Annotated in this window: 19 protein-coding genes; 9 read left to right on the top strand and 10 right to left on the bottom strand. The window is 37.1% G+C overall.

Annotation, left to right across the window (positions count from 1 at the left end; genetic code table 11):
• Positions 1 to 123 precede the first annotated feature (123 nt).
• Positions 124 to 1,356: an RING finger protein gene (locus tag CX664_RS09050; RefSeq protein WP_101746417.1), complete on the top strand. Its 1,233-nt coding sequence runs from the start codon at positions 124 to 126 to the stop codon at positions 1,354 to 1,356.
• Between the two features lie 74 nt (positions 1,357 to 1,430).
• On the opposite strand, the gene CX664_RS09045 is transcribed toward CX664_RS09050, so the two are convergent.
• Positions 1,431 to 2,801 carry a hypothetical protein gene (locus CX664_RS09045; protein WP_101746416.1) on the bottom strand — a complete coding sequence of 457 codons (1,371 nt, stop codon included), beginning with the start codon at positions 2,799 to 2,801 and terminating at the stop codon, positions 1,431 to 1,433.
• A gap of 99 nt (positions 2,802 to 2,900) precedes the next feature.
• On the opposite strand from CX664_RS09045, the gene CX664_RS09040 reads away from it, so the two are divergent.
• Positions 2,901 to 4,319 carry a glycosyltransferase family protein gene (locus tag CX664_RS09040; protein WP_101746415.1) on the top strand — a complete coding sequence of 473 codons (1,419 nt, stop codon included), beginning with the start codon at positions 2,901 to 2,903 and terminating at the stop codon, positions 4,317 to 4,319.
• Positions 4,320 to 4,337: 18 nt separating this feature from the next.
• Here the strand turns inward: CX664_RS09040 and CX664_RS26305 are convergent, their stop codons facing one another.
• Positions 4,338 to 4,649: a lysozyme family protein gene (locus CX664_RS26305; protein WP_180966437.1), complete on the bottom strand. Its 312-nt coding sequence runs from the start codon at positions 4,647 to 4,649 to the stop codon at positions 4,338 to 4,340.
• 322 nt (positions 4,650 to 4,971) lie between these two features.
• Between CX664_RS26305 and CX664_RS09025 the strand changes: the two genes are divergently transcribed.
• A complete protein-coding gene (locus CX664_RS09025) occupies positions 4,972 to 6,810 on the top strand; it encodes a recombinase family protein (RefSeq protein WP_101746414.1) in 1,839 nt (612 codons plus the stop codon).
• The gene (gene gloA, locus CX664_RS09020; protein ID WP_101746413.1) at positions 6,785 to 7,186 is read left to right on the top strand and encodes a lactoylglutathione lyase; all 402 of its coding nucleotides are present in this window, start codon (positions 6,785 to 6,787) and stop codon (positions 7,184 to 7,186) included. Before CX664_RS09025 ends, gloA begins: the two co-directional genes overlap by 26 nt.
• A 3-nt stretch (positions 7,187 to 7,189) precedes the next feature.
• On the opposite strand, the gene CX664_RS09015 is transcribed toward gloA, so the two are convergent.
• On the bottom strand, positions 7,190 to 7,393 hold the full coding sequence (locus CX664_RS09015) for a hypothetical protein (protein WP_101746412.1): 204 nt from the start codon (positions 7,391 to 7,393) through the stop codon (positions 7,190 to 7,192).
• Positions 7,394 to 7,802: 409 nt separating this feature from the next.
• Here CX664_RS09015 and CX664_RS09010 point away from each other — a divergent pair, with 409 nt between their 5' ends.
• Complete coding sequence (locus CX664_RS09010) at positions 7,803 to 8,018, top strand: hypothetical protein (protein ID WP_101746411.1); 216 nt, start codon at positions 7,803 to 7,805, stop codon at positions 8,016 to 8,018.
• Positions 8,011 to 8,565, top strand: coding sequence for a hypothetical protein (locus CX664_RS09005; RefSeq protein WP_101746410.1), 555 nt, complete (start codon positions 8,011 to 8,013; stop codon positions 8,563 to 8,565). Before CX664_RS09010 ends, CX664_RS09005 begins: the two co-directional genes overlap by 8 nt.
• Positions 8,566 to 8,661: 96 nt before the next feature.
• Here the strand turns inward: CX664_RS09005 and CX664_RS09000 are convergent, their stop codons facing one another.
• The 4 genes from CX664_RS09000 to CX664_RS08985 are packed head-to-tail and all read right to left on the bottom strand — an operon-like array spanning position 8,662 to position 11,378.
• Complete coding sequence (locus tag CX664_RS09000; protein ID WP_101746409.1) at positions 8,662 to 9,384, bottom strand: HNH endonuclease family protein; 723 nt, start codon at positions 9,382 to 9,384, stop codon at positions 8,662 to 8,664.
• Positions 9,385 to 9,427: 43 nt separating this feature from the next.
• Entirely contained in the window at positions 9,428 to 10,588 is a 1,161-nt protein-coding gene (locus CX664_RS08995; RefSeq protein WP_101746408.1) for a DNA cytosine methyltransferase, read from the bottom strand.
• The gene (locus CX664_RS08990) at positions 10,585 to 11,148 is read right to left on the bottom strand and encodes a hypothetical protein (RefSeq protein WP_101746407.1); all 564 of its coding nucleotides are present in this window, start codon (positions 11,146 to 11,148) and stop codon (positions 10,585 to 10,587) included. The genes CX664_RS08995 and CX664_RS08990 overlap by 4 nt, the downstream gene beginning before the upstream one ends.
• Positions 11,145 to 11,378 (bottom strand): helix-turn-helix domain-containing protein, encoded by a 234-nt coding sequence (locus tag CX664_RS08985; protein ID WP_101746406.1) that lies wholly within the window; start codon positions 11,376 to 11,378, stop codon positions 11,145 to 11,147. Before CX664_RS08985 ends, CX664_RS08990 begins: the two co-directional genes overlap by 4 nt.
• A 375-nt stretch (positions 11,379 to 11,753) precedes the next feature.
• On the opposite strand from CX664_RS08985, the gene CX664_RS08980 reads away from it, so the two are divergent.
• From CX664_RS08980 to CX664_RS08970, 3 genes are read left to right on the top strand one after another with little or no spacing between them, the layout of a single operon-like run.
• The gene (locus CX664_RS08980; RefSeq protein WP_101746405.1) at positions 11,754 to 12,047 is read left to right on the top strand and encodes a hypothetical protein; all 294 of its coding nucleotides are present in this window, start codon (positions 11,754 to 11,756) and stop codon (positions 12,045 to 12,047) included.
• Between the two features lies 1 nt (position 12,048).
• On the top strand, positions 12,049 to 12,291 hold the full coding sequence (locus CX664_RS08975) for a hypothetical protein (RefSeq protein WP_101746404.1): 243 nt from the start codon (positions 12,049 to 12,051) through the stop codon (positions 12,289 to 12,291).
• Complete coding sequence (locus tag CX664_RS08970) at positions 12,284 to 15,004, top strand: DotA/TraY family protein (RefSeq protein WP_101746403.1); 2,721 nt, start codon at positions 12,284 to 12,286, stop codon at positions 15,002 to 15,004. The genes CX664_RS08975 and CX664_RS08970 overlap by 8 nt, the downstream gene beginning before the upstream one ends.
• 66 nt (positions 15,005 to 15,070) lie before the next feature.
• Here CX664_RS08970 and CX664_RS08965 read toward each other — a convergent pair whose 3' ends face one another.
• From CX664_RS08965 to CX664_RS08955, 3 genes are all read right to left on the bottom strand, one after another.
• The gene (locus tag CX664_RS08965) at positions 15,071 to 15,334 is read right to left on the bottom strand and encodes a hypothetical protein (protein ID WP_101746402.1); all 264 of its coding nucleotides are present in this window, start codon (positions 15,332 to 15,334) and stop codon (positions 15,071 to 15,073) included.
• Between the two features lie 165 nt (positions 15,335 to 15,499).
• Positions 15,500 to 16,918 (bottom strand): hypothetical protein, encoded by a 1,419-nt coding sequence (locus CX664_RS08960; RefSeq protein ID WP_101746401.1) that lies wholly within the window; start codon positions 16,916 to 16,918, stop codon positions 15,500 to 15,502.
• Positions 16,919 to 16,931: 13 nt separating this feature from the next.
• The gene (locus CX664_RS08955; protein WP_101746400.1) at positions 16,932 to 19,427 is read right to left on the bottom strand and encodes a type IV secretory system conjugative DNA transfer family protein; all 2,496 of its coding nucleotides are present in this window, start codon (positions 19,425 to 19,427) and stop codon (positions 16,932 to 16,934) included.
• Between the last annotated feature and the right edge of the window lie 6 nt (positions 19,428 to 19,433).

Genomic DNA, 19,433 nt, shown 5'->3' with positions numbered 1-19,433 from the left:
CAGTAATATGCCTTTACTGGGTGCTGAATAGTTACAATATATTGATGCCCTGTCTTTTATATTTTCCATTTCTATTTTTATTTTCTATGTTTATTTTGTATGCAGATAACATGTGGAGACTTTATGAATATTGCCGGTGCAAGTCAGACGACAACAATCGATTATTTGTCGTTAAAGGGTAATCGACAATCATTACAATCTGCAGAAGATGGGTCAGAAAAAGCTGCTGCTGTAAAGTTTCTTTCAAAGCTTGAATGCCTGGCATGTAGGGATGTATTTGAAAAACCACTGTCTACTCGTTGCTGTGGTAAAGTTTTATGTGCAGATTGCTACCTGTCACTTCCTGATCCCAAAAAATGTCCAATCCACAGGTTAGAGTTTAAGGGCTCAATTCAAGATGACTTAAAATGTCAAGACCGTATAATTAATAATCAAATAGAGGAAAGTGTAAGCCTTTTTAAAGATGTTCCATCTACCGGAACAAGTATCGATAAGCATAAAAGTAAGGCGCAGAATGACGCGATACAACTGATTAATTCCAGTGCCACGCCAAGTACGGATAGAACCCGTGAGCCAGTCAGGCAAAATGAAAGGGTGGAGAATACTGGAAACTATGACAATGTAAATTCTTTGTCATCTTCAGAATCGGGTCATATTTCCTCTTCATTTGGCAATAGAACCTTCAACTTTCAAGCTTCAGGCTCGTACTCCGTGAATTCTTTTCCTGACATTGGTATGAACTTTCGATCAGCCGGTAATCTTCTTCATGTAGTAGCCGGAGATGGTATCAATCTTAATGGAAGACAGATTCAGGGTTCAAATCTTGTTATTCGTAATAATGAGGTTTTAGCTGGTCACAATGTAACGATTACAACTCCGGGTCGTCGAAGTACCCCTGTCAGGGAATATGATTTTAGAGAAGAAAATGTTGATTTTATTGATATACATACCAGACAGGGAGATATTCTCATCAAAGGACAAAGTGCCGTAAACCGGCATCAGGTGTCAGTTACATCATCCAGAGCGCCAAATCTCAGGAATAATAATCTTAGCCTCCATTGTAATGAAAATATTCAGCTGAGACTCCCGGAGTCATTTGTTGGCAGAATGCAATTACATACTAATATGGGAGATATTATTACCCATCGTAGCTACAGAATTAAATCCGGAGGAAGGCTTCATACCAATATGGGAGATATAAATGTTAAAGTCGATAGCTTGCTTGTTAATGCATGTGGAAGAACTAATTTTGGGGATAGTGTTGTAAATGTTCAGAATCAATATGTTCATTGGGGACGTCAGGTGTTAAATTGTGAAAGTAATACGGGTGATGTTTATATATGTGATCAGGGTTAACCGGGATTTTTTCTAACACGCCCAAATTACCCCAAGTGTTTCGTAAACGTTGTCACTGTTGTGCTGGCTATTGCTTATCTTTCTTCATCAATACTTTTTTCCTCTAGCCATGTCTTCCAGAAGTCCTTATCCACTCTATCTGCAAATCTACTGTTCTTTGACCATTCTTTATGTTGGGCCAGGAATTCATTTATCATCTCATCCACTTTTTTAGTATCTTCATCACTGCTTGCTTCTGATTTTAAGTTCATCATAAGAGTACTGTTTGGTAGTGGGTATTCAAAATGACCATTAGTATATAGCTCTTTGATCTGAGTTATCAGACGGATAACTGTCGATAACTTTTTATTATTTGTTGCACCCTCTTTAATCTTTTTTAACTGGTTTTCTAATGGTCTGATGACCCTTTTGACTTTAATTCCTGCATCAAATTGTAAACCTGCTATTGAATAGATCAGGCTTTTATCAGTGTTACGGGCAATTAATTCATCAAAGTCGTCGACGTTTTCCAAAATATCTTCAAGTCTATCAGCAATGTTCATTTTTAGTGTTTTAATAAGATCAGATAACCGATCCAGTCGTTCTTTATCGGGGATCAATTCTTCAGGATTGACAGCTTTCAGTTTTCTAATTCGGTCTTTTGCAAATCCAGTGTAGGGTAAAAATTTTGTGTAAAATGCATCTTTATGTTCTCTTAATTCTGAAAAAAAGCCGTCACTTCCCTCATATAAAACCAACTCGTCACTAATATGCAGTAAATCCAGGGCAGCAGGGTTGGAGTTCAAGCACTGCCAAATAAATACAGGCAAAGAGCATATCATGGCATCGATATCTTTTTCTGTATTTTTTTCAAACCTGTGACACGTACCACGAATTTCCGGCTGATATTTTTTTGATAATCTTTTTGTATCCAAGTTAAAGTCGAAAAAACTTTTACCAGATCTGGTGTTTTTTGTAATTATATATAAATCAATATCGGAAGAAGCGGTTGTAGTACAGTGCATACTACTTCCATTAAAAGCAATTGCTACAACATCATGGATATTAATCGAATAAAATTCTAAAAAACTGAAAGTTTCAGGGTTTTGTCTACGTGATAGTGCTCTCATTCCACTTGAATAAGAGGAGCAGTTATTTTTTAATTTGATGGTGCTGATTTCTCTTTGAATCAAGCGGGTGCATCGTCGTATATGGTCAAGGGAGAGGTCAGTATCTTTTGGCTCAGAATCCATTAATTCAATACATATTCTTTTAGCCATTTCAAGCCTGTTTACCTGTTCCCAAGAGTCTGAGCTGGGAGGGATTTCTCTGTCTTTTTCAAAAAATGAAACAGATTTACTGCTAAATGCGGGTAGCAGGTGCTTTTCTTTTATATGCTGTTTTAATTCGGTCTTTGATGGGAATAAAAGGTCATTACAAAAGCATTGAACTCCTGAAGGTGTCATATACCTGATCCTCCATATAATTACATCATTTCAAGACTACAGAATATGCATCGCATATATTTATAGTCCAATTATCACAAAATTTACTGAGAATTTACGATGAATACATTGGCAATTAATGCACTGCGCCCAGAGTTTGACAGTTATCAGAATAACGAAATTCAAAGTAACGCTGCTAAACTATGGAATCGGCTGTGTCGGGCTTATTCGCCCAGATATCAACACATTAAAACGGTTCTCACAGATAATTTGGTTGAATACTTTAACCAACATTTAACAGCTGATTACCTACCGGTCAATCGTCTTGTTTTTCATGTATCAGATGACACACTTAAAACCTTTTTATCACACTATGATGCCATTGAACAACGTCGGTCCGGTTTCCCCGATTATCTATCCGGTAACAATTCACCTGAATCTGATTATGAAGAGGCTATTAGACAGCTGTACGATGGTGAAGAACAACCGACAGAGGTAAAAATCTTATTCGGTATTCAGGGAATGGGCAATGGTCATTTGACACGCTCTCGTCTTCTTGCAAAAGCATTGGCCGATCGTGGAGCCAAAGTTCAATATCTTGTTTCAGGTCGTCAGAAGAATACACTTAATGATATGGAGGTATTTGGTGATTATTTGCACCGCAATGGATTTACTTTTATATCAGAAAATGGCCGTTTGAATTTTTTCCAAACATTAATACATTTCATGCATGACAGCTTTGGATTTATACGTGATGTCTGGACGTTAAATGTGAAGGACTATGACCTTATTATCTCTGACTTTGAACCGGTCACGGCCTGGGCTGGGTATTTAGGCAACAAGGCAGTCATTGGCTTTGGTCATCAGTATTCGTTTGACTATGATGTTCCCATGGTGCAGAGATTTTCCATTTCAAGGTTGGCAGTGAAACTCTTTGCTCCAGCCACAGAAACTATCGGGCTTCATTGGGTTAATTTTAACAATCAGCCCATCTTGCCTCCGATCATCGACACAACAATGCAACCATGCCCGGATAAAAATCATCTTGTTGTCTATTTGCCCTTTGAAAATCAGGATAATGTTGCTCATTTATTGAATAAGTTTTCGGGCTACCGTTTTAAAATTTATGGTCCCAGGGCACCGGAGGTTATTGGTAATGCGGAGTTTTTTCAAATGAGCGTAAAAGGCTTTAAAGAAAGTCTACAGTCATCCAGAGGGGTGATTTGTAATTGTGGATTTACGCTTATCGCCGAATGCATGCACATTGGATTACCCATTCTGACTAAACCTCTTAAGGGACAAATCGAACAATTATCCAACGCCTATACACTTGAAAATCGACACCTGGCTGAAGTGTTCTATTGCCTGAATTATGAAAATCTGAAGCCCTTTATAGAAACCGCCCAGCGTAAAGAGGCTAATCCATATCCCAATGTAGCGGATGCATTTGCCGGCTGGGTTGTCTCTGGTCGTAGAGAGACGGTTGCTGAATTGTCTGAAAAGCTCTGGCAGAGTCAACGAGCCAAGCGAACATTATGATATCGAAAAACGCAACCGTTAAATATTTCCCTGATAAAAATCCTTCTGAGCGGTAGAGACTTTTTCCAGGTAACGCCTGCTTTCCCCCCGGGGGGGCTGTGTCAGTGCCCAATATACCTGGTTTGGCTTCAGACCATTGATTTTCTGTATAGCGCGATCACGGCTGTTGCGATCAAAGGTGGCGAAGACATTACCGGCAGGGCCAAGCTCCTTCAGTGCCGCGTTAGTGACGTAATTGGCACCATGGCTATTGGCCTGCCCGGAAGAGCAACCGGTGATCAGAGTTGAGGATAACGCAGTCAATAAGATGAGGGTGCGAAGACGGGGCATTATGGCATCCATGTCGTTTATTGGTTCTGTGATTACTTTTCTGGATTTTGTAGCCGTCCGGGTCCTCTGCAAACGTTATTGCCGAATCGAATACACTAAAGCAGAAGTATTAATTTTTTCTAAAAAGTTTCAAAAACTGCCGTCCTCGCTAAGGACGGGCGCTATTCTCGAACAGCCTCTTAGCCGTTAAGCCCTTCAGAAGCGGCTTTGGCTTGAATCAGCTCGATTTTGTAACCGTCCGGATCTTCCACAAACGCTATTGTTGACTCACATGAACCCGTATGGGAGGATGCTTATAAAAATATGGGGGATTACAGAATAAATGAACAACAATATGGCATATGTCTACATAAGATACAGTAGTAAAAAACAAGAAGAGGGAGACTCGTATCGAAGACAGCTTGAGTCAGCGGAAGAGTACTGTAAAGAAAAAGGGCTAACCCTATCAAAAGAAATATTTTTTGATGCTGGGAAGTCAGCTTATTCTTCTTACAAAACCAGAGGTGATTTTAATAAAATGCTCGACATGATCAAGGACGAGGATATTCCCTTTGGATCATGGATTCTGTTTGAAAATATTGACAGGATGACAAGAGAAGGTACTAGAACTGCATTTAAACTACTGTCAGAAATAACTGAGAGGTGTAACGTTGCAATATTTAGAGGGGCTACAGGAGGACTTTTAGAATACAAGCTAGATGCTAATGATGAAATAATAAACTTTATCAATCTGGCTATTGATTCGTCGAGAGGCCATAAAGAAAGCCAAGAAAAATCTGTGCGAGTAAGTAATGGATGGCAGGCTAAGAAAAAAAGTATAAGAGATAAGCTGGAAACAATAGATCCTAAAATAGATAAAGAAAGGATTATCTTAACACAACGCCTCCCTCTTCACCTTGAGGCTCATATCACAGGCAAACACTTTCAGGAAGGGGTTAAGAAAAAATATGATGTAGGTTATTTTGTTGTTAAGGATGGCTACGTTGATGCGATAAAAAAAATATTTGAATATGCGTTAGATGAACGTAGTGATCAATATATTGCATCAAGAATGAATGAAAACAACGAGCTAAACACATTACTCGGAATAGAGGTAAATGGTGCTTTAGTGAAAAAAACATGGAATTCAACTGAGATAAATAGAATTATAAAGGAAAAGATAGTTCTTGGTCATTATCAGCCCAAAAAACACATCGAGGTCAAAAAAGGACATATTAATAATAAAGACTATATATTTAAAGGAAAAATGTTTACCGAAGATGATTTAGATAAAAGCTTTGATATTCCAGAAGGTGAGCTAATTAAAAACTATTACCCTCAGGTAATTGATGAAGATTTATACAATGAAGTACAAAGAATTCGATTGAGAAGGACTACCAAGAAAGAAGGTAAGACTGGATCTAAAAATTTGAATATTTTACGTACTTTGGTCAAATGCGAAAGTTGTGGCGGTAGTCTCCAGCACACCCCAAAAGGCAAGAAAAAGAAGCATCATACGGAGAAATTTTATTTAAGATGCAGAAAAGCATACGAAAATAGAGGTTGTTCAAATAAGGTTCTCTTTGATTATAAATTACTTGAAAAAAACTTATTGAAGTACTGCGATCACATTAATCTTGATCTAATTTTTGATGAAACCAGTGATCACTTGAAAAAGCTGAAAACAAAAAGAAATGGCCTTGAAATTGAGATCCAAAATCTTAATAAGAGAATGACACTGCTAGATGCCGAAATGGATTTAGCATTAGATAATGATGATAATGAGCTTGTAAGAGGTCTTTCTAGAAAAATAAGTCAATCAGAAGACAAATTAGAACTAATAAGAACACAACTTGAAGAAGTTCTTCAAGAGATATCATTCGTTGCTAAATCATCGAAAAAGTCAAATGCAGAACTCCATGATCTCATAGAAAAAGTGAGTTCTGGTGATGAAAAAGAGATAAGAAGAAAGTTAAATAATCAGTTCAAAGAAATAATAAATAAAATTGTATGCTTTTACGACAACGAAACAGAAGGTAGATACGCAGTTATTCTTTTTAGAGATGGCATTGCTCAAACAATGAGGATTGACATTGAGATTGATGATGAGTATACAGAGCAGCTTGTAAGTGAATTCACGAACCAGAGGAACGGCAATGAAGTACCTTCATACGATGATTAGGGTTAAGAATTTAGACGACAGTATTCACTTTTATACTGAAAAACTTGGTATGCAGCTTTTCAAAAAGTCAGTAAATGAGCAATACAAATACACACTGGCATTTGTTGGTTATGATGAATCTGCAATGATAGAGCTTACCTATAACTGGGACAACACTGAAGGCTATGACTTAGGCACAGCCTTCGGCCACATTGCCCTTGGGCATGATGATATTTACTCTCTGTGCGACAGCCTTAAGAAAAAAGGCGTTACGATCAAGCGAGAGCCAAACCCAGTTTTAGGGGGTTCTACGCACATCGCCTTTATAACCGACCCTGACGGCTACTCAATTGAGCTGATACAGACAAGTACGATGTCCAAGACAGATGCTGTATAGTTTTTAGGCAGCACTATTCTGTGAGAGCATTCTCTTTGCTCTCCTTCTCGACTTTTTAAGTACTTTTATGTTATCTTTTTCAGTCAGGTTGAGTTCGGCGTACTCCTGAACGCTCTTTTTACAATACGAGTAGTTGTTTTCATCCAAAATACTAGTAATAGTATCAATAAGTCCTTTGGCCTGAGATCCAGTTTTTACCTTTTTCATTATTATAAATCCGATCCATAAGCTCTCTCTCCTTAGCTTTTTGTTGTTGTGGTTTAACTGAGTTTCTCACGCTCAGCGTTATATTAAGTTTTAAAACTTTCTGAAACGAATGTCCAGTACTTTCTTTAAAAAAAATTTAATCAAAAAACGACATTGATCAAATATTGAACAGTAACTTTTCGAATTAATGGCTTATCAATTTATAATTGTCAATTAACCCAAAACAGATTTAATGGCTTATAAAAAATGGGTTGTCAACAAACTCGGTTTTAATTGTTAAAAACACACTTCTTTTAATTAAATTGAAAAAATAATTTATCCTTAAATCCTTATATAGGATATAAGAAAAACAGCAATACGACAATTGACTTACTAATGAAATCATGAATTAACTGTTGACTTAATCAACATGATTGATTTAAAATCAAATCATAACATTAGAAAAAATATGAAAAGCAATGATAAAGAAAGAGAAGTGATTCAGGAAATCAATGTCTCGATTCGAGAAAAATCCAAAACAAAAGATTTTTATGCTGAAGAGAATCGCAAGCTTGAAGAACATTTCAAGAACAAATTTAAAAAGAATAACGATAATAATAATAACGGAGATTTAACTAATGATTAAAACAAGATATCAGAATCAGGCTGAATTGCATAAAAAACAAAACGCTGAATTAAAAGAAAATGGTTACGTAAATATCAATACTCATCTATCTGCTGAAAATCATATATTTATTGAAAACCATAAAGAAAATAATGACCTTAATTCTATAAGAGATACATTAAATGATTTAATTGAAAAAGAAAGGCTTCATAAAGAGTATGAAGATTTCTTAGCCAAGAAAATCTTTAAGGGAAAGAAGAACATTAAAGTTATGATTAATTTCAATGAAGATAAATATTATAATTTTGATGTGATTTATTCATTTATTGAAAATAGAATTACCAGTACTGATTTTTCATTTGCTATTGATAAAGATGATCATGATTTGTTTTCAGTTCATGTTTATGGGGGTTATATTGAAAATAAAATATCAAAAAAAACAGCAAGAGATTTTATCGATAGAACTGTTGATTTATTAAATTATTACTTTATAAAAAACTTTAGCTGTAAAGTGTCGCCTATTCGAGAGCGTATATACGAAGAAGCTTATAAAGATCTAAATGGATAAAAAAATAAAGCGTAATCATAAAGAGGCTTAATGCCTCTTTAAGTTCCATCAGATAAATAAATGATTTTAATAAATTTATGAGAGCGGCATTATTGTTTATCTCAAGCACTTTTCTGACTGGAGTTTCTTAAAGTCTGTTGTTTCTCCTGCCGACAAAACTAACTCATAGGTTTTAACAACACGGTTGAACCTAAGTATATATTGACAATGAAAATTCCGGTTTGGTGGCAACCATTCGAGAATACCTGATGCTCCTTTTTCACGATTAACGCTGGCCTGAACTGCAAACAAATTTGACTCATCATTTGCAAACCGCTTCCGTTTTTCTGGAGTCCAGTGATAAGCTCCGTGATCCCACGCCCATTTCAAAGGCACAAGATGGTCAATATCAACTTGCCGAGCTTCATAAAAGGTTCTATCAGTATAAGGATCGTACCATTTGCCACGATTCGCAGTGCATTTATTGCTACCTTTATCAACAGTTGAACTACTTTGCTTTATAAGCAGCTCATGCCTTGTATTAATGCAATCTTTGTCATCGTCAGACCAGCCATTGCCGAAATATGAGCGACTATACTTCGGAATATTGCTCCCTTTCGCAGTAAAGCTATCATCAGAATTTGGTTTATATACTTTTGGAAGGCGGCCACCATCACTTAGGCATTCGTGAAGATTATCGTATGGCTTGAAGCTCTTAACTCGATTGTAATATGAGCTGTTAGTGTCATGGCATATGCCAGATTTACTTTGTTTAACTAAATCTGACCATCCAAAAACTGGAAAAATTAAGAGCGCAAGTATTAAACTTTTAGAGTTCATAGCGTTTTGTTGAAGCTACTCGAAAAAAAAGAGGCAGAAAGCCTCAAGCAGTTGATTTTTCCCAGTGATGAAAAATTGGAGTGATAATATTTTCAGATATATATTCTATTACAGGCACACACACAGCATCGCCCATAGCAAAATAGCCCTTATTGTGATTTTCGGGTAGCCAAAAATCATCACGCACACCCTGTAGACGTGCATACTCCCTTGGCGTTAAAAGCCTAACGCTCCAATCCCCATAACCAGCCCTAATGAGAATTTGCTTGCTAGAACCACCTCTTGGCGTTCTTAGGCAGCCAGCAACACCATCTGTCCTAAGTTCAGCCATAGATAAACCTTTTCTCATACGGCGATATACAGTGCCATATGAAAAATGGTCGTTATTACACATTTGCTGTAGCTTAAGTTGATGAGCAGGACTCATTTGAGAATAGGTGTGCTCCTTTCGATCTTTACTCCACCACAGATGCTGTTCATCAGGTAGATTGCTTTCGATAATATCAGCCAAAACTGAACCTGTAGCTTTAGGTGCTTTTATATCAATCAACCCCCAATTGAGATCCTCATTTTGAGAAATTATATTTTTAACGGCCTTAGATCGTAAGCTAGGATTTGCATCAAAGGTTGCCCACCATGTGTCAAGAATGGTTCCCTTCTGTTTGAGAATCATGACCTCTTTGGCAATACTGTGATGCACAGCCACGAAGAAAACTCTCGGACGACTTTGAGGTGTGAACATCACTGCATCTAGTTCAATGATATCAACGTAATACCCAAGCTCACTAAAGCTCTTGACCGTATTTGCTGCATCAGTACCTTTATGGGAAGTGAGAAAGCCCTTCACATTTTCAAGCAAGACAACTTTTGGCTCCTGCTTAGCTTCCCGCTTCTTATCAAGGATATGCAATACAGCATTAAGAGTGCCAGACTGCTTCCCTGCAAGCCCTGAACGATTACCGGCAACGGAAAGATCCGTACAGGGGAAAGACGCTGTATAGAGAAATACATCATCCGGAATAGATGAAAGATCCTGCGAGATGTCCCAGATATCGCCCAGCACAAAGTGGTCATCTCCGTAGTTTTCCACGTAAGTTGACTTTTTGTCTTCCGAGATATCGTTTGCCCAAACACAACTCCAATCATCTCTGGACAACCCTTCTCTTACAAGGCCAACTCCAGCAAAAAACTCAGCAAACTTCATCCAACAAACCTCTCGTTATATCTACGAATAATACCATCATCCCTGTATGCTATAACTCCACCAGTAATCTGCAATACCAACTCACCATGATCACGAACGTAACCAAAAGATATACTTTTTCTAAACCTTTGTCTCCGTGCCTGAGCATCAGCACTGCGGTCATAATTCGCACGATATAGAGGCAGCCACACATTGAAATGGTTATTAGCAAGCGAAGCCCCTGTAAGTACCTTTACAGTAACATCATCATATGTATCGGAATACGTACAAAATAGGTGATTTACTATGCAATCCTCCTGCAACTTGGCCTCACCTGTATTCAGATGATATTGGTACTCATACGATCCTCCAGATTTGGCAGATTTAACTTCCCACCCAAGGAGATCAGCCCCTGTTGTGCCAGCCCCGGATCTTCCTGTAAGTAAAGCGCCAAATAGCTCCCATAAGACCGAAGGTACAGAACCAGCAACTTTTAAATTGTGGGAGCGAAGAAGTTGGATTTTCTCACGATCAAAAATATGCCGAGAATAAAACTGGTAGGCGGTATCGATAGAATTCACGCCGACCTCCCAACATTCACAAGAAGTTCGGAGGGAGGCAACTGTAGAGCATTTGCTAATTTGCAGATATTGAGCAGGCTGACATTTCTCTGTCCTCGCTCGACTGAGCTTATATATGTTCTATCCAGACCTGCTTTTTCTGCAAGCGACTCCTGACTTAAGCCAGCAATTCCACGATACTTGTGGATAGTCTCTCCGAAGGAAAGAAGTATATTGTCGTTCTTTAGCATGATAGCCTCCTTTACTGCGGAGGTATCATTGACACATGTAGACTTTAAGTCTACTGACTATACGTCACATGTTTTATAGTGGAATACGAAAATCTACAGTATTAATGCTGAGCAAAGGAAGAGACGCACTCGCTTAGTTTTAAAACAAATCATGAAGCCGAAATAGATACTGAAAAAACGAAGTAGAAAACTAATGGCATTAGGGTTATTAACAAATAAAGAAGCAGCAGCATTTTTCCTTATTGAATAAAGGAAAAATCAAACGACACTGGTAATTATCGAAAATTATTTAAAAAAATACATTGACAAGTTAAAAAAACTTTTCTTGTTCTGGACAATTCGTGGTATTATTAAATTAATAATAAAAATAATACAATGAAAACAAATTTAAAAAACCAAAATCTTAAAACCATTAAAGCTGTTCTTGAATGGACTTTTGATAAATTAATTCGCGCAAGCAAGATATTTAAATATGCTTTCACCGCTTTATCAGTTCTTTCAATATCATTTTTTGTGATCGCTTCATTTATATTAGATCCTACTATCGAGATTGCTGCCAGAGTGGCTATCATGGCTGGCGTTATCTGCTTGGGAATTGAATATATAAAAAGAAAGAGATTAGAAAAAAACAATATTATTAAAGACTCTCTTGTACAGGAGGGTAAATAAAATGATTGATAAAACACTTCTCCATAAGCAACAAAACGCCTGCAAAAGAAAAGCTAGGCGACAGCGCTTAGCTCAGGGTGATAAAACTCTAACAGCTTTAGTTACAGCCGAAAATCATGCATTTCTCTTTAATTATAAAGAAGAGAATGCTTTGAAATCAGTAACTGACGTTATTAATGAAATCCTCAATAAATTCAAAGGAGGAAGCAAATACAATAAAATAAAAGGTGAACAAAATGAATAACAGTTTAATAAAAGGAGTTACAAGTGCATTAGTTCTTTCATTAATTCTTATTTTTTCAGGCCAATTGATGGCAGAAGATAATAATGCTGGCAGAGAAATCATTGAAGGACAAATCACAGATATTTTAGAATCTAAAATTAATTTGGAAAATGATTACGCCCACAAATGGATGAAAACCATGTTTGGCGATTATATTTTTCAACCATTTGACAAGACAGGTGTAATTTTCAGTGGTGAAACAACAATATTAACTGAGGTTATTGCTTTCACAAATGTCCTAGCATTAATTCTTGGTGTCATTATTATCTCCTATACCATGATCGGCGGAGCACTGGCTTCTGCAAGCTCTGGTGAGGTTTTAGGTAAATCATGGTCAAGCCTATGGGTTCCGCTAAGAACGGCTGTTGGCTTAGGATTAATAATGCCAATATCCATTGGTGGTAAAGCGGTATTATCAGCAGCACAGATTGCCGTTATTTGGTTAATAATTTTAGGCTCAAACGCAGCAACCATTTTATGGAATCATTCAGTTGATTTAATGTTTGGTAATGAAACTCCTGCCAACCAATCAGGGGAGTTAAAGCGATTTATTGCTTCAAATCAGGTTGTATTTGATGCGAATAACATAGCCAAAATAGTTGATCAGTTGGCCTGCACTGAAGCCCATTTAAGATTTGCTTCGAATAATCAAAAAACTAATAATTCACAAAGATCTGTGAATTCAAGAACTATAGCTATAGCAAGAGATAAAGATAGAAAAGAAGTTGGTAGATTGATTGCAGATATTAAATATCCAGCGAACACGAATCAGTTCACAATCGGGCGACAAGATTTTTCTAAATTATTCAATAATCCGAATGCTTTAGTTATACAATTTGGTGGTATTACTGGTAAATGCGGAGAAATTCGAAAGTCTGGTACGGCATCAGAAAGACAGATTAAAAACAAAGTTGATTATGTAAATGAAGAATTATTCGGAACGAATAATAATAATGCAAGCTATAAAGAAATTATTGAAATTGCTGCATCTAATGAAACATTTAATCAACTTTCTAAAACATATAACGAATTATTACCTGTAGCTTTAGCTATTACATATCATGCAAAAAGAATTTATGCCAACGAGTTTCCTTATCCAGAAACCGGATTAAAACCCTTCGGTGTAACAATTGAGCGGGCGCTCGCAGATCCCGATGAAGATTATTACAGCATGCTTTTAAATTATTTTGATTTAGCTAAAGTAATGACCGCTATTGCAATAAGAAAAGCAAGTGATAATTTTGTTAAAGAAATTTTAAACAAAGTACCAAAAGAAAATCATATGTCTAAGAAAATGAGTGACAAGTTTAAAGAGGGCGGCTGGATGATGGCTGGTACTTGGTATCATGAACTAGCTGCAAGTCAGGATATTATTCAGCGAACAATTTCAGATGTTGTAAATAATTCTATCGTAAGTAAAGAGCTTTCGTTGAATTTATACCAATGTAAATCCAAGGAAGGGTTTTTCACTGACGATGATTCTTGTCAAAATGTAATTGATGAATACGATGTGGCGAAAAGAACTATTGCCAGTCTATTTAGAGAAATTAATTCTGTTAGCGTTAGTCCAGAAAGTGACTTGCAGGCTAAAGTAGACCAGTGTAAGCGAAATATTAATGATTGCGATATTCCAGAGAATGTTGGCAGTAAGTTTGGCGCTCGGTATGCTAAAAACGTACTAAACACCTTGGCATCTGATTATACGTCCGATGATCCGATTGGTGAGCAGAATGGCTCGCTGGCAAGCCCATTTAGAGTTTTAAGTTCAATCGGCCATATAAGCAATACTTTCGCAACAACGGCTTACTTAGTTTCTGGTGCAGTTTATAGCAGGCTATTTGCCATTGAGGATGTCAGACCGGGCAGCCTTTTAGGAACTAATACCGGATTTCTGGCAGTAGCGATACGATACGTTGTTGGGCTTGGCAAGTTTTTAGTTAGCCAGATCGTGATTATTGGTACAATAATGATCTCAATGGGATTCCTTCTGGCTTATTTAATCCCATTTCTTCCGTTACTGACTTGGATATTAATGGTTTGTGGTTACTTATTAACCGTTATTGAAGCTGTTGTGGCTGCACCACTTGCAGTAATCATGATGGTCGTCCCTGAGGGAGATGGAATAAGCGGTAGTCGTCTTGAAAGAGCGATGCAAATGATGTTGGCAGTAATTATGAAACCATCACTGATGATTATCGGTCTTATTGCTTCAATCACTATGTCATATGTGGCTTTTGATGTATTAAATACGATGTTTTGGAAGGCGAGCAGCTTAATTATTGATATTCATCAGATCAGAACCTCAGATAGCTGGCTATCAGCACCAACAACCGGAATTTTAGACTTTTTTGCCATATTCGTAATCTATGTCATGTTGGCTTATCAAATTTGCCAATACGTGGTTGGGGTTATGCATAAATTATCTGAGCAAATCATGGAATGGTTTGCTGGAGGTATGGCAAGAAGCTTTGGTGAAAATGATGTGGGTCAATCAACCCAGACTGCAATGGGCAGTATACAAAGCGGTTTTAGCAAAATGACAGGAGGTGCATCTGGCTCAATTTCTGATCTTCTGAAAGATAGGAAGCAGAAGCTTCAGGATAAAATGAAGGCGAATGACTTGGCGAGAGCTAGGGTTAATCGGGATGATCAGGATTCCATCAAAAATGGCTAACTTTCTTTAGCCAACAAGAAAAGGGATAAGATTTTATCCCTTTTTTTAATGTATCGTTTTTGCTTATCAGGATTGAGCAACCTGATTTTTCTGTCTCATTTTTTCAAGCCTGATAACTTCCGGTATACCGAAAAGAAGGCTCAAAGCAACAGTTAGCTCAAACCGATAGCCGTTTATCGTCGTGAAACTAGCAACATCATTGATAAATGGAATCAGTGAATTAATCACATCGTTATAAGGTAAAATATCAGGCAGTGCATCAAAAATTGTATGAATTAGGTAGACAAATCCATAAGAACCAGCCATAATAAAAAATATAGTACCGAACATTGTTAATCTCCTTAAATTTAGTTTTTCTTCTCCGTCCTCTCCCCTTTAAATGAACACAACTGTCCCAACGGATTTTTTCTATTACCTTTAAATATAACACATTAATTAAATAAATCAAAATCGCCACGACAATCTTAATTGAAATGGCGACGGACGGTTTATCAATTACTGCTTTTTATTAAACAATCCGAAAATACTATTACCCAAATCTTTAACTGCATTCCGCTTTTGGATATCAAATCTGTAATCGCTTTTGCCGTTTGCAACAGTTAATTCAACAGCTTTATTTTCAAATGTATTATGTTCAAACTGCAATTTATATTTACCAGCTTTCAGCTTCATGCCTTTTCTGTATGGCTTGCCATTAATCATTAATTTTCCGTCATTAACTGAAAACCGCTTCCCATTCTCTGCAAATATTGGAGTAATGATTACTGCCTGTAAAACTGGCTTCATGGTAACATTTACTGTCTTTTCGTCCTGATTCAGATTGATGGTTTTAACGACAGTTTCCATGCTTGGAGCCTTAACTTTTATCCTGTAATTTTTACCTACAGGTAGTTTAACGCCATGGGAGTAACTTTCTTTAATGCCTAGCAGATAAATTTTCACACCATTGATGCGATTTCCAGCTTCATCACGCACTTTAACAGTCAGGCTACCCTTAATGGCTAAAGGTTCGCTTTTAACTGTATTTACAGGCTTTTTATCGACTGGCTTAGCCTCAATCACTGGCTTAGCAACAGACTCAGTTACAGGTTCAGCAGCCTGTGCAACTGGCTTAACAGCTTTAGCTACAGGTTTAACAATTTGAGCAACTGACACTATTTGTTGTTTCGGTTCCGACTTTGAGATGACATTATTTGTCTTCTTTTCAAGAAGTGACCTTACTTTTTTGGGAGTACCAATCAGATAATTATTTTCTATAATTTTTTGCAGTTTATCTAGCTCGGCTTTAATTTCATCAACCCTTTGCTTTACAATATCAAAATGCATGTCATTGCTGACATTATAAAATTGTTTGGTATTATAATATTTGAAATCTGCATGACTTCTCCATTTTGTGGTTTGACGATATTCACCATAGAGCTTTTTGTAATTTTCAAAATATGATGGATATTGAGCAACTAGATCTCTTTTTTGAATCTCCTGCATTACCTCGGTTTTCTTGCTATTGAGGGAGTCTATTAGACCTTTAGCTCTTTCATCGAAAGCATCAGTATTAAGGTAATTACTCATTCTTTCTTCAATTTTGATTCTTTCATCTGTAATCTGTTTTTTCAGGCTGGCTTTAAATTCTTTATTAGGAATATTATTAATGGCAGCTTGCAGATTGGTGATTTCAGAATCAATCTTATTGAGATAGAATTTTTGCTTGCTGGTATTCGCCTCGATTAACTCTTCCAAGGCAAGACTTTCCTGCCATTCATCATAAGTGTTTTTGGTAATATCAAAGCCTTTGGTTGAAAAAACAATTGCTGCTGAAATAGCAAGAGCAATTGCCATTCTTTTGTAATTCCCCGCCTCTGATGGGGAGCCTTTGGATATCACTTCTGGTTGGTCTGGTAACATTTCTTTAATCATTTTCGTAGTCCTCTTAATTATTATTATTAAATTCCGGTTTTAGTGTTATTACATCCCTGCGAACAACTCGGCCACGAACGATGCTGGCGAGTGCAGTATTTGGTTTTGCTAGCAGGCTTTCAACTTCTTCAGCTTGAACCAATGGCATCAGTTTAACCTCGACTGATTTTGAGGATTGCTGCTTATTATCTTGCTTAAATACATTTTTGAGCGCACCCATGGAACTACCCCAGAATTGTCTGGTGGTATTACCTAAAATTGAACGGCCAGCGTTATCAACAAGCTCTTTATTGTTATTTGCAAAAATGGTTGATGCGTTATTTACAATACCATTAACTGAACTCTTGGTGTCGCCTGAGCCTTGGGATGCAGTTGTTGTAATTCTCCACTCATTGCCCATCCTTTCCTGAATAAACTTTCGGGATACCTCATCTTTAGGATCGAAAGCTATCAAATTTTTCAGGTTGCCTAGCATCTGTTTTGCAGCATGTTCGCTTCCCATTTTCTTGTAAAGTCCCATCAAGTTTTGTGTACTATAAACCCCAATCATTCCAAGGGATCTGGCAACAGGAAGTATTGTTCCTTCTGCATTATCTGAGATTAATTCTTGGCATTCGTCGATAATTACCATTACTGGCTTTTGGCCTTCTTCCCAAACATCGCCTCTTTGTTGAATTGCTTTATAAACACGATTTTTTGCAAAATTGCTGATAACAGTACCAGCATAACCATACTCGCTCTGGGGTAAGCAGATGCCTATTCTCGAACCCGTAGTAACATCTTCGACTTTTACGCCATGTTCGGTGTCAGCCCATGCAGCCAACTTTTTGTTGTGGATAATTGTTGATAACCAGTTTCTAGCGGTTGATAAAACGCTGTCTCGTGATTTATCAGGCATTGAAGGATACTCGTTGACCCGATATTCGATTTGAGCCAAATCATAGCTATCGAGCTTTCCTTCTTTATATAGCCGGTTAATATTTCCAAGCAGCTTGTCATGCAGGAATTGATTATTGGTTAATGCTTTATAAAGGTTTGACATAGTTGTTGGTACTTCGTCAACCAGATCCAGACAGCAGTGCGAAGCTCTAACCAGAGTTCTAGCGGCTTCATCCCAAAAGCTATCACCGCCATTGCCTTTGAACATATAGAAGAATCCGTCTGCAACCTCATCGCTGCTTAACCCTTCAATAGCATTGAAAGCATCGCTTTTTGGGCTAATCAATTGATAATCAGAACCAGTCTCGATTTCGATTGGTAAAGCGCTTTTTCCATCGAGCACTAAAAGTCCATAGTCAGTATTTTCCCTTAGCTGGCGAAGAATTGGGCGAATTGCACAGGACGTTTTGCCTGACCCTGTTCCGCCAGTTATAAGACAGTGGACGGATAAATCATTTACTGTTAATCCGAAATCTATACCTGATTCTGAGGGAGCGTAATTATCACGACGATCTGCAAAAAGACCTGTTGATGTACCGATTTTAATAAATGCAGAATCATCTTTTTTACAATTCTCAATTTGAGTTTGCTTTGTTTCTTCAATGGTTTTTAGATGACTCTTACCAACAGTGTCAATCATTACAGTGGTAATACTATTTTCAGCAGAAGCTTCAGCTAGAAGCTGTCTTTTCTTCATTATTCCGCCATCGAAAATATTTATAATCATGAGAACAAGAACTGGTATGGAGAAAAATGAAGTAATAATTATATTTCCACTGCCAATAAATTCTTGAAAACTACCGCCTGCTGAATTCAGACTCATGCCTGCGATTAGGCCATAAATTGCAAGAAATGGATAAATGGCAAAATAGTTATTTAGCTTTTGAAAAAGAACTGGCTCTTTAATATCGCTTGCCAGTAGTTGACCGTCAACAGAATCTCCATTTTCATCAATTACCATATTGCGAAATTGGTCTTTGAGATCATCTGGTGCATCATCAACATCTCTAACAAGAGTTCTTTTTATTAATGTATATACGTCAGAGATTTGTTGCTTCTTTAGCAGTGCTTTAGGCATATAAAACCAAGAGAATACTGGCTTTAAATACCCTGTTGATACCATAATCATCCATAATGTAAAAACACCAAGCAGGCTATATGAGAGATAATCGACCAGCGTATTGTAATCCACCAAGAAAACTTTGGCTGCATTTATACCTTTGGAATAAAAATACCCGGCAAGCAATGTGGTGATAATGAACAATGGCAATGCCCAGCGGTTTCTTTTTACCAAGTTATCACTGGCTTTCATCCCAAGATGAGCGTTTTTGAAACGATGGACAATATGTTCATCCGAATTCTTTTCAACTCCTTCTACTTTTTGAGTAGCTTGTCTGTCATCCCATAAGATGTTTTTTGGAGCATCTGGGTAAATTTCATTAAGATGATTTTTAGCGATATTGAAGCGTCTGTCATTAAATGACATTGACAGGCTTTCAAAAATATCACCATTATTTCTTAGGTAATTTACTAATTTGTTGTTTTTGATTTTATCGATTATTTTTTTCATGATTAT

This window comes from Endozoicomonas acroporae, from assembly GCF_002864045.1.
In the GTDB taxonomy this organism is placed as follows: domain Bacteria; phylum Pseudomonadota; class Gammaproteobacteria; order Pseudomonadales; family Endozoicomonadaceae; genus Endozoicomonas; species Endozoicomonas acroporae.
The sequence above is the reverse complement of the archived record's forward strand: the minus strand, read 5'-3'. Positions and strand labels throughout refer to the sequence as shown.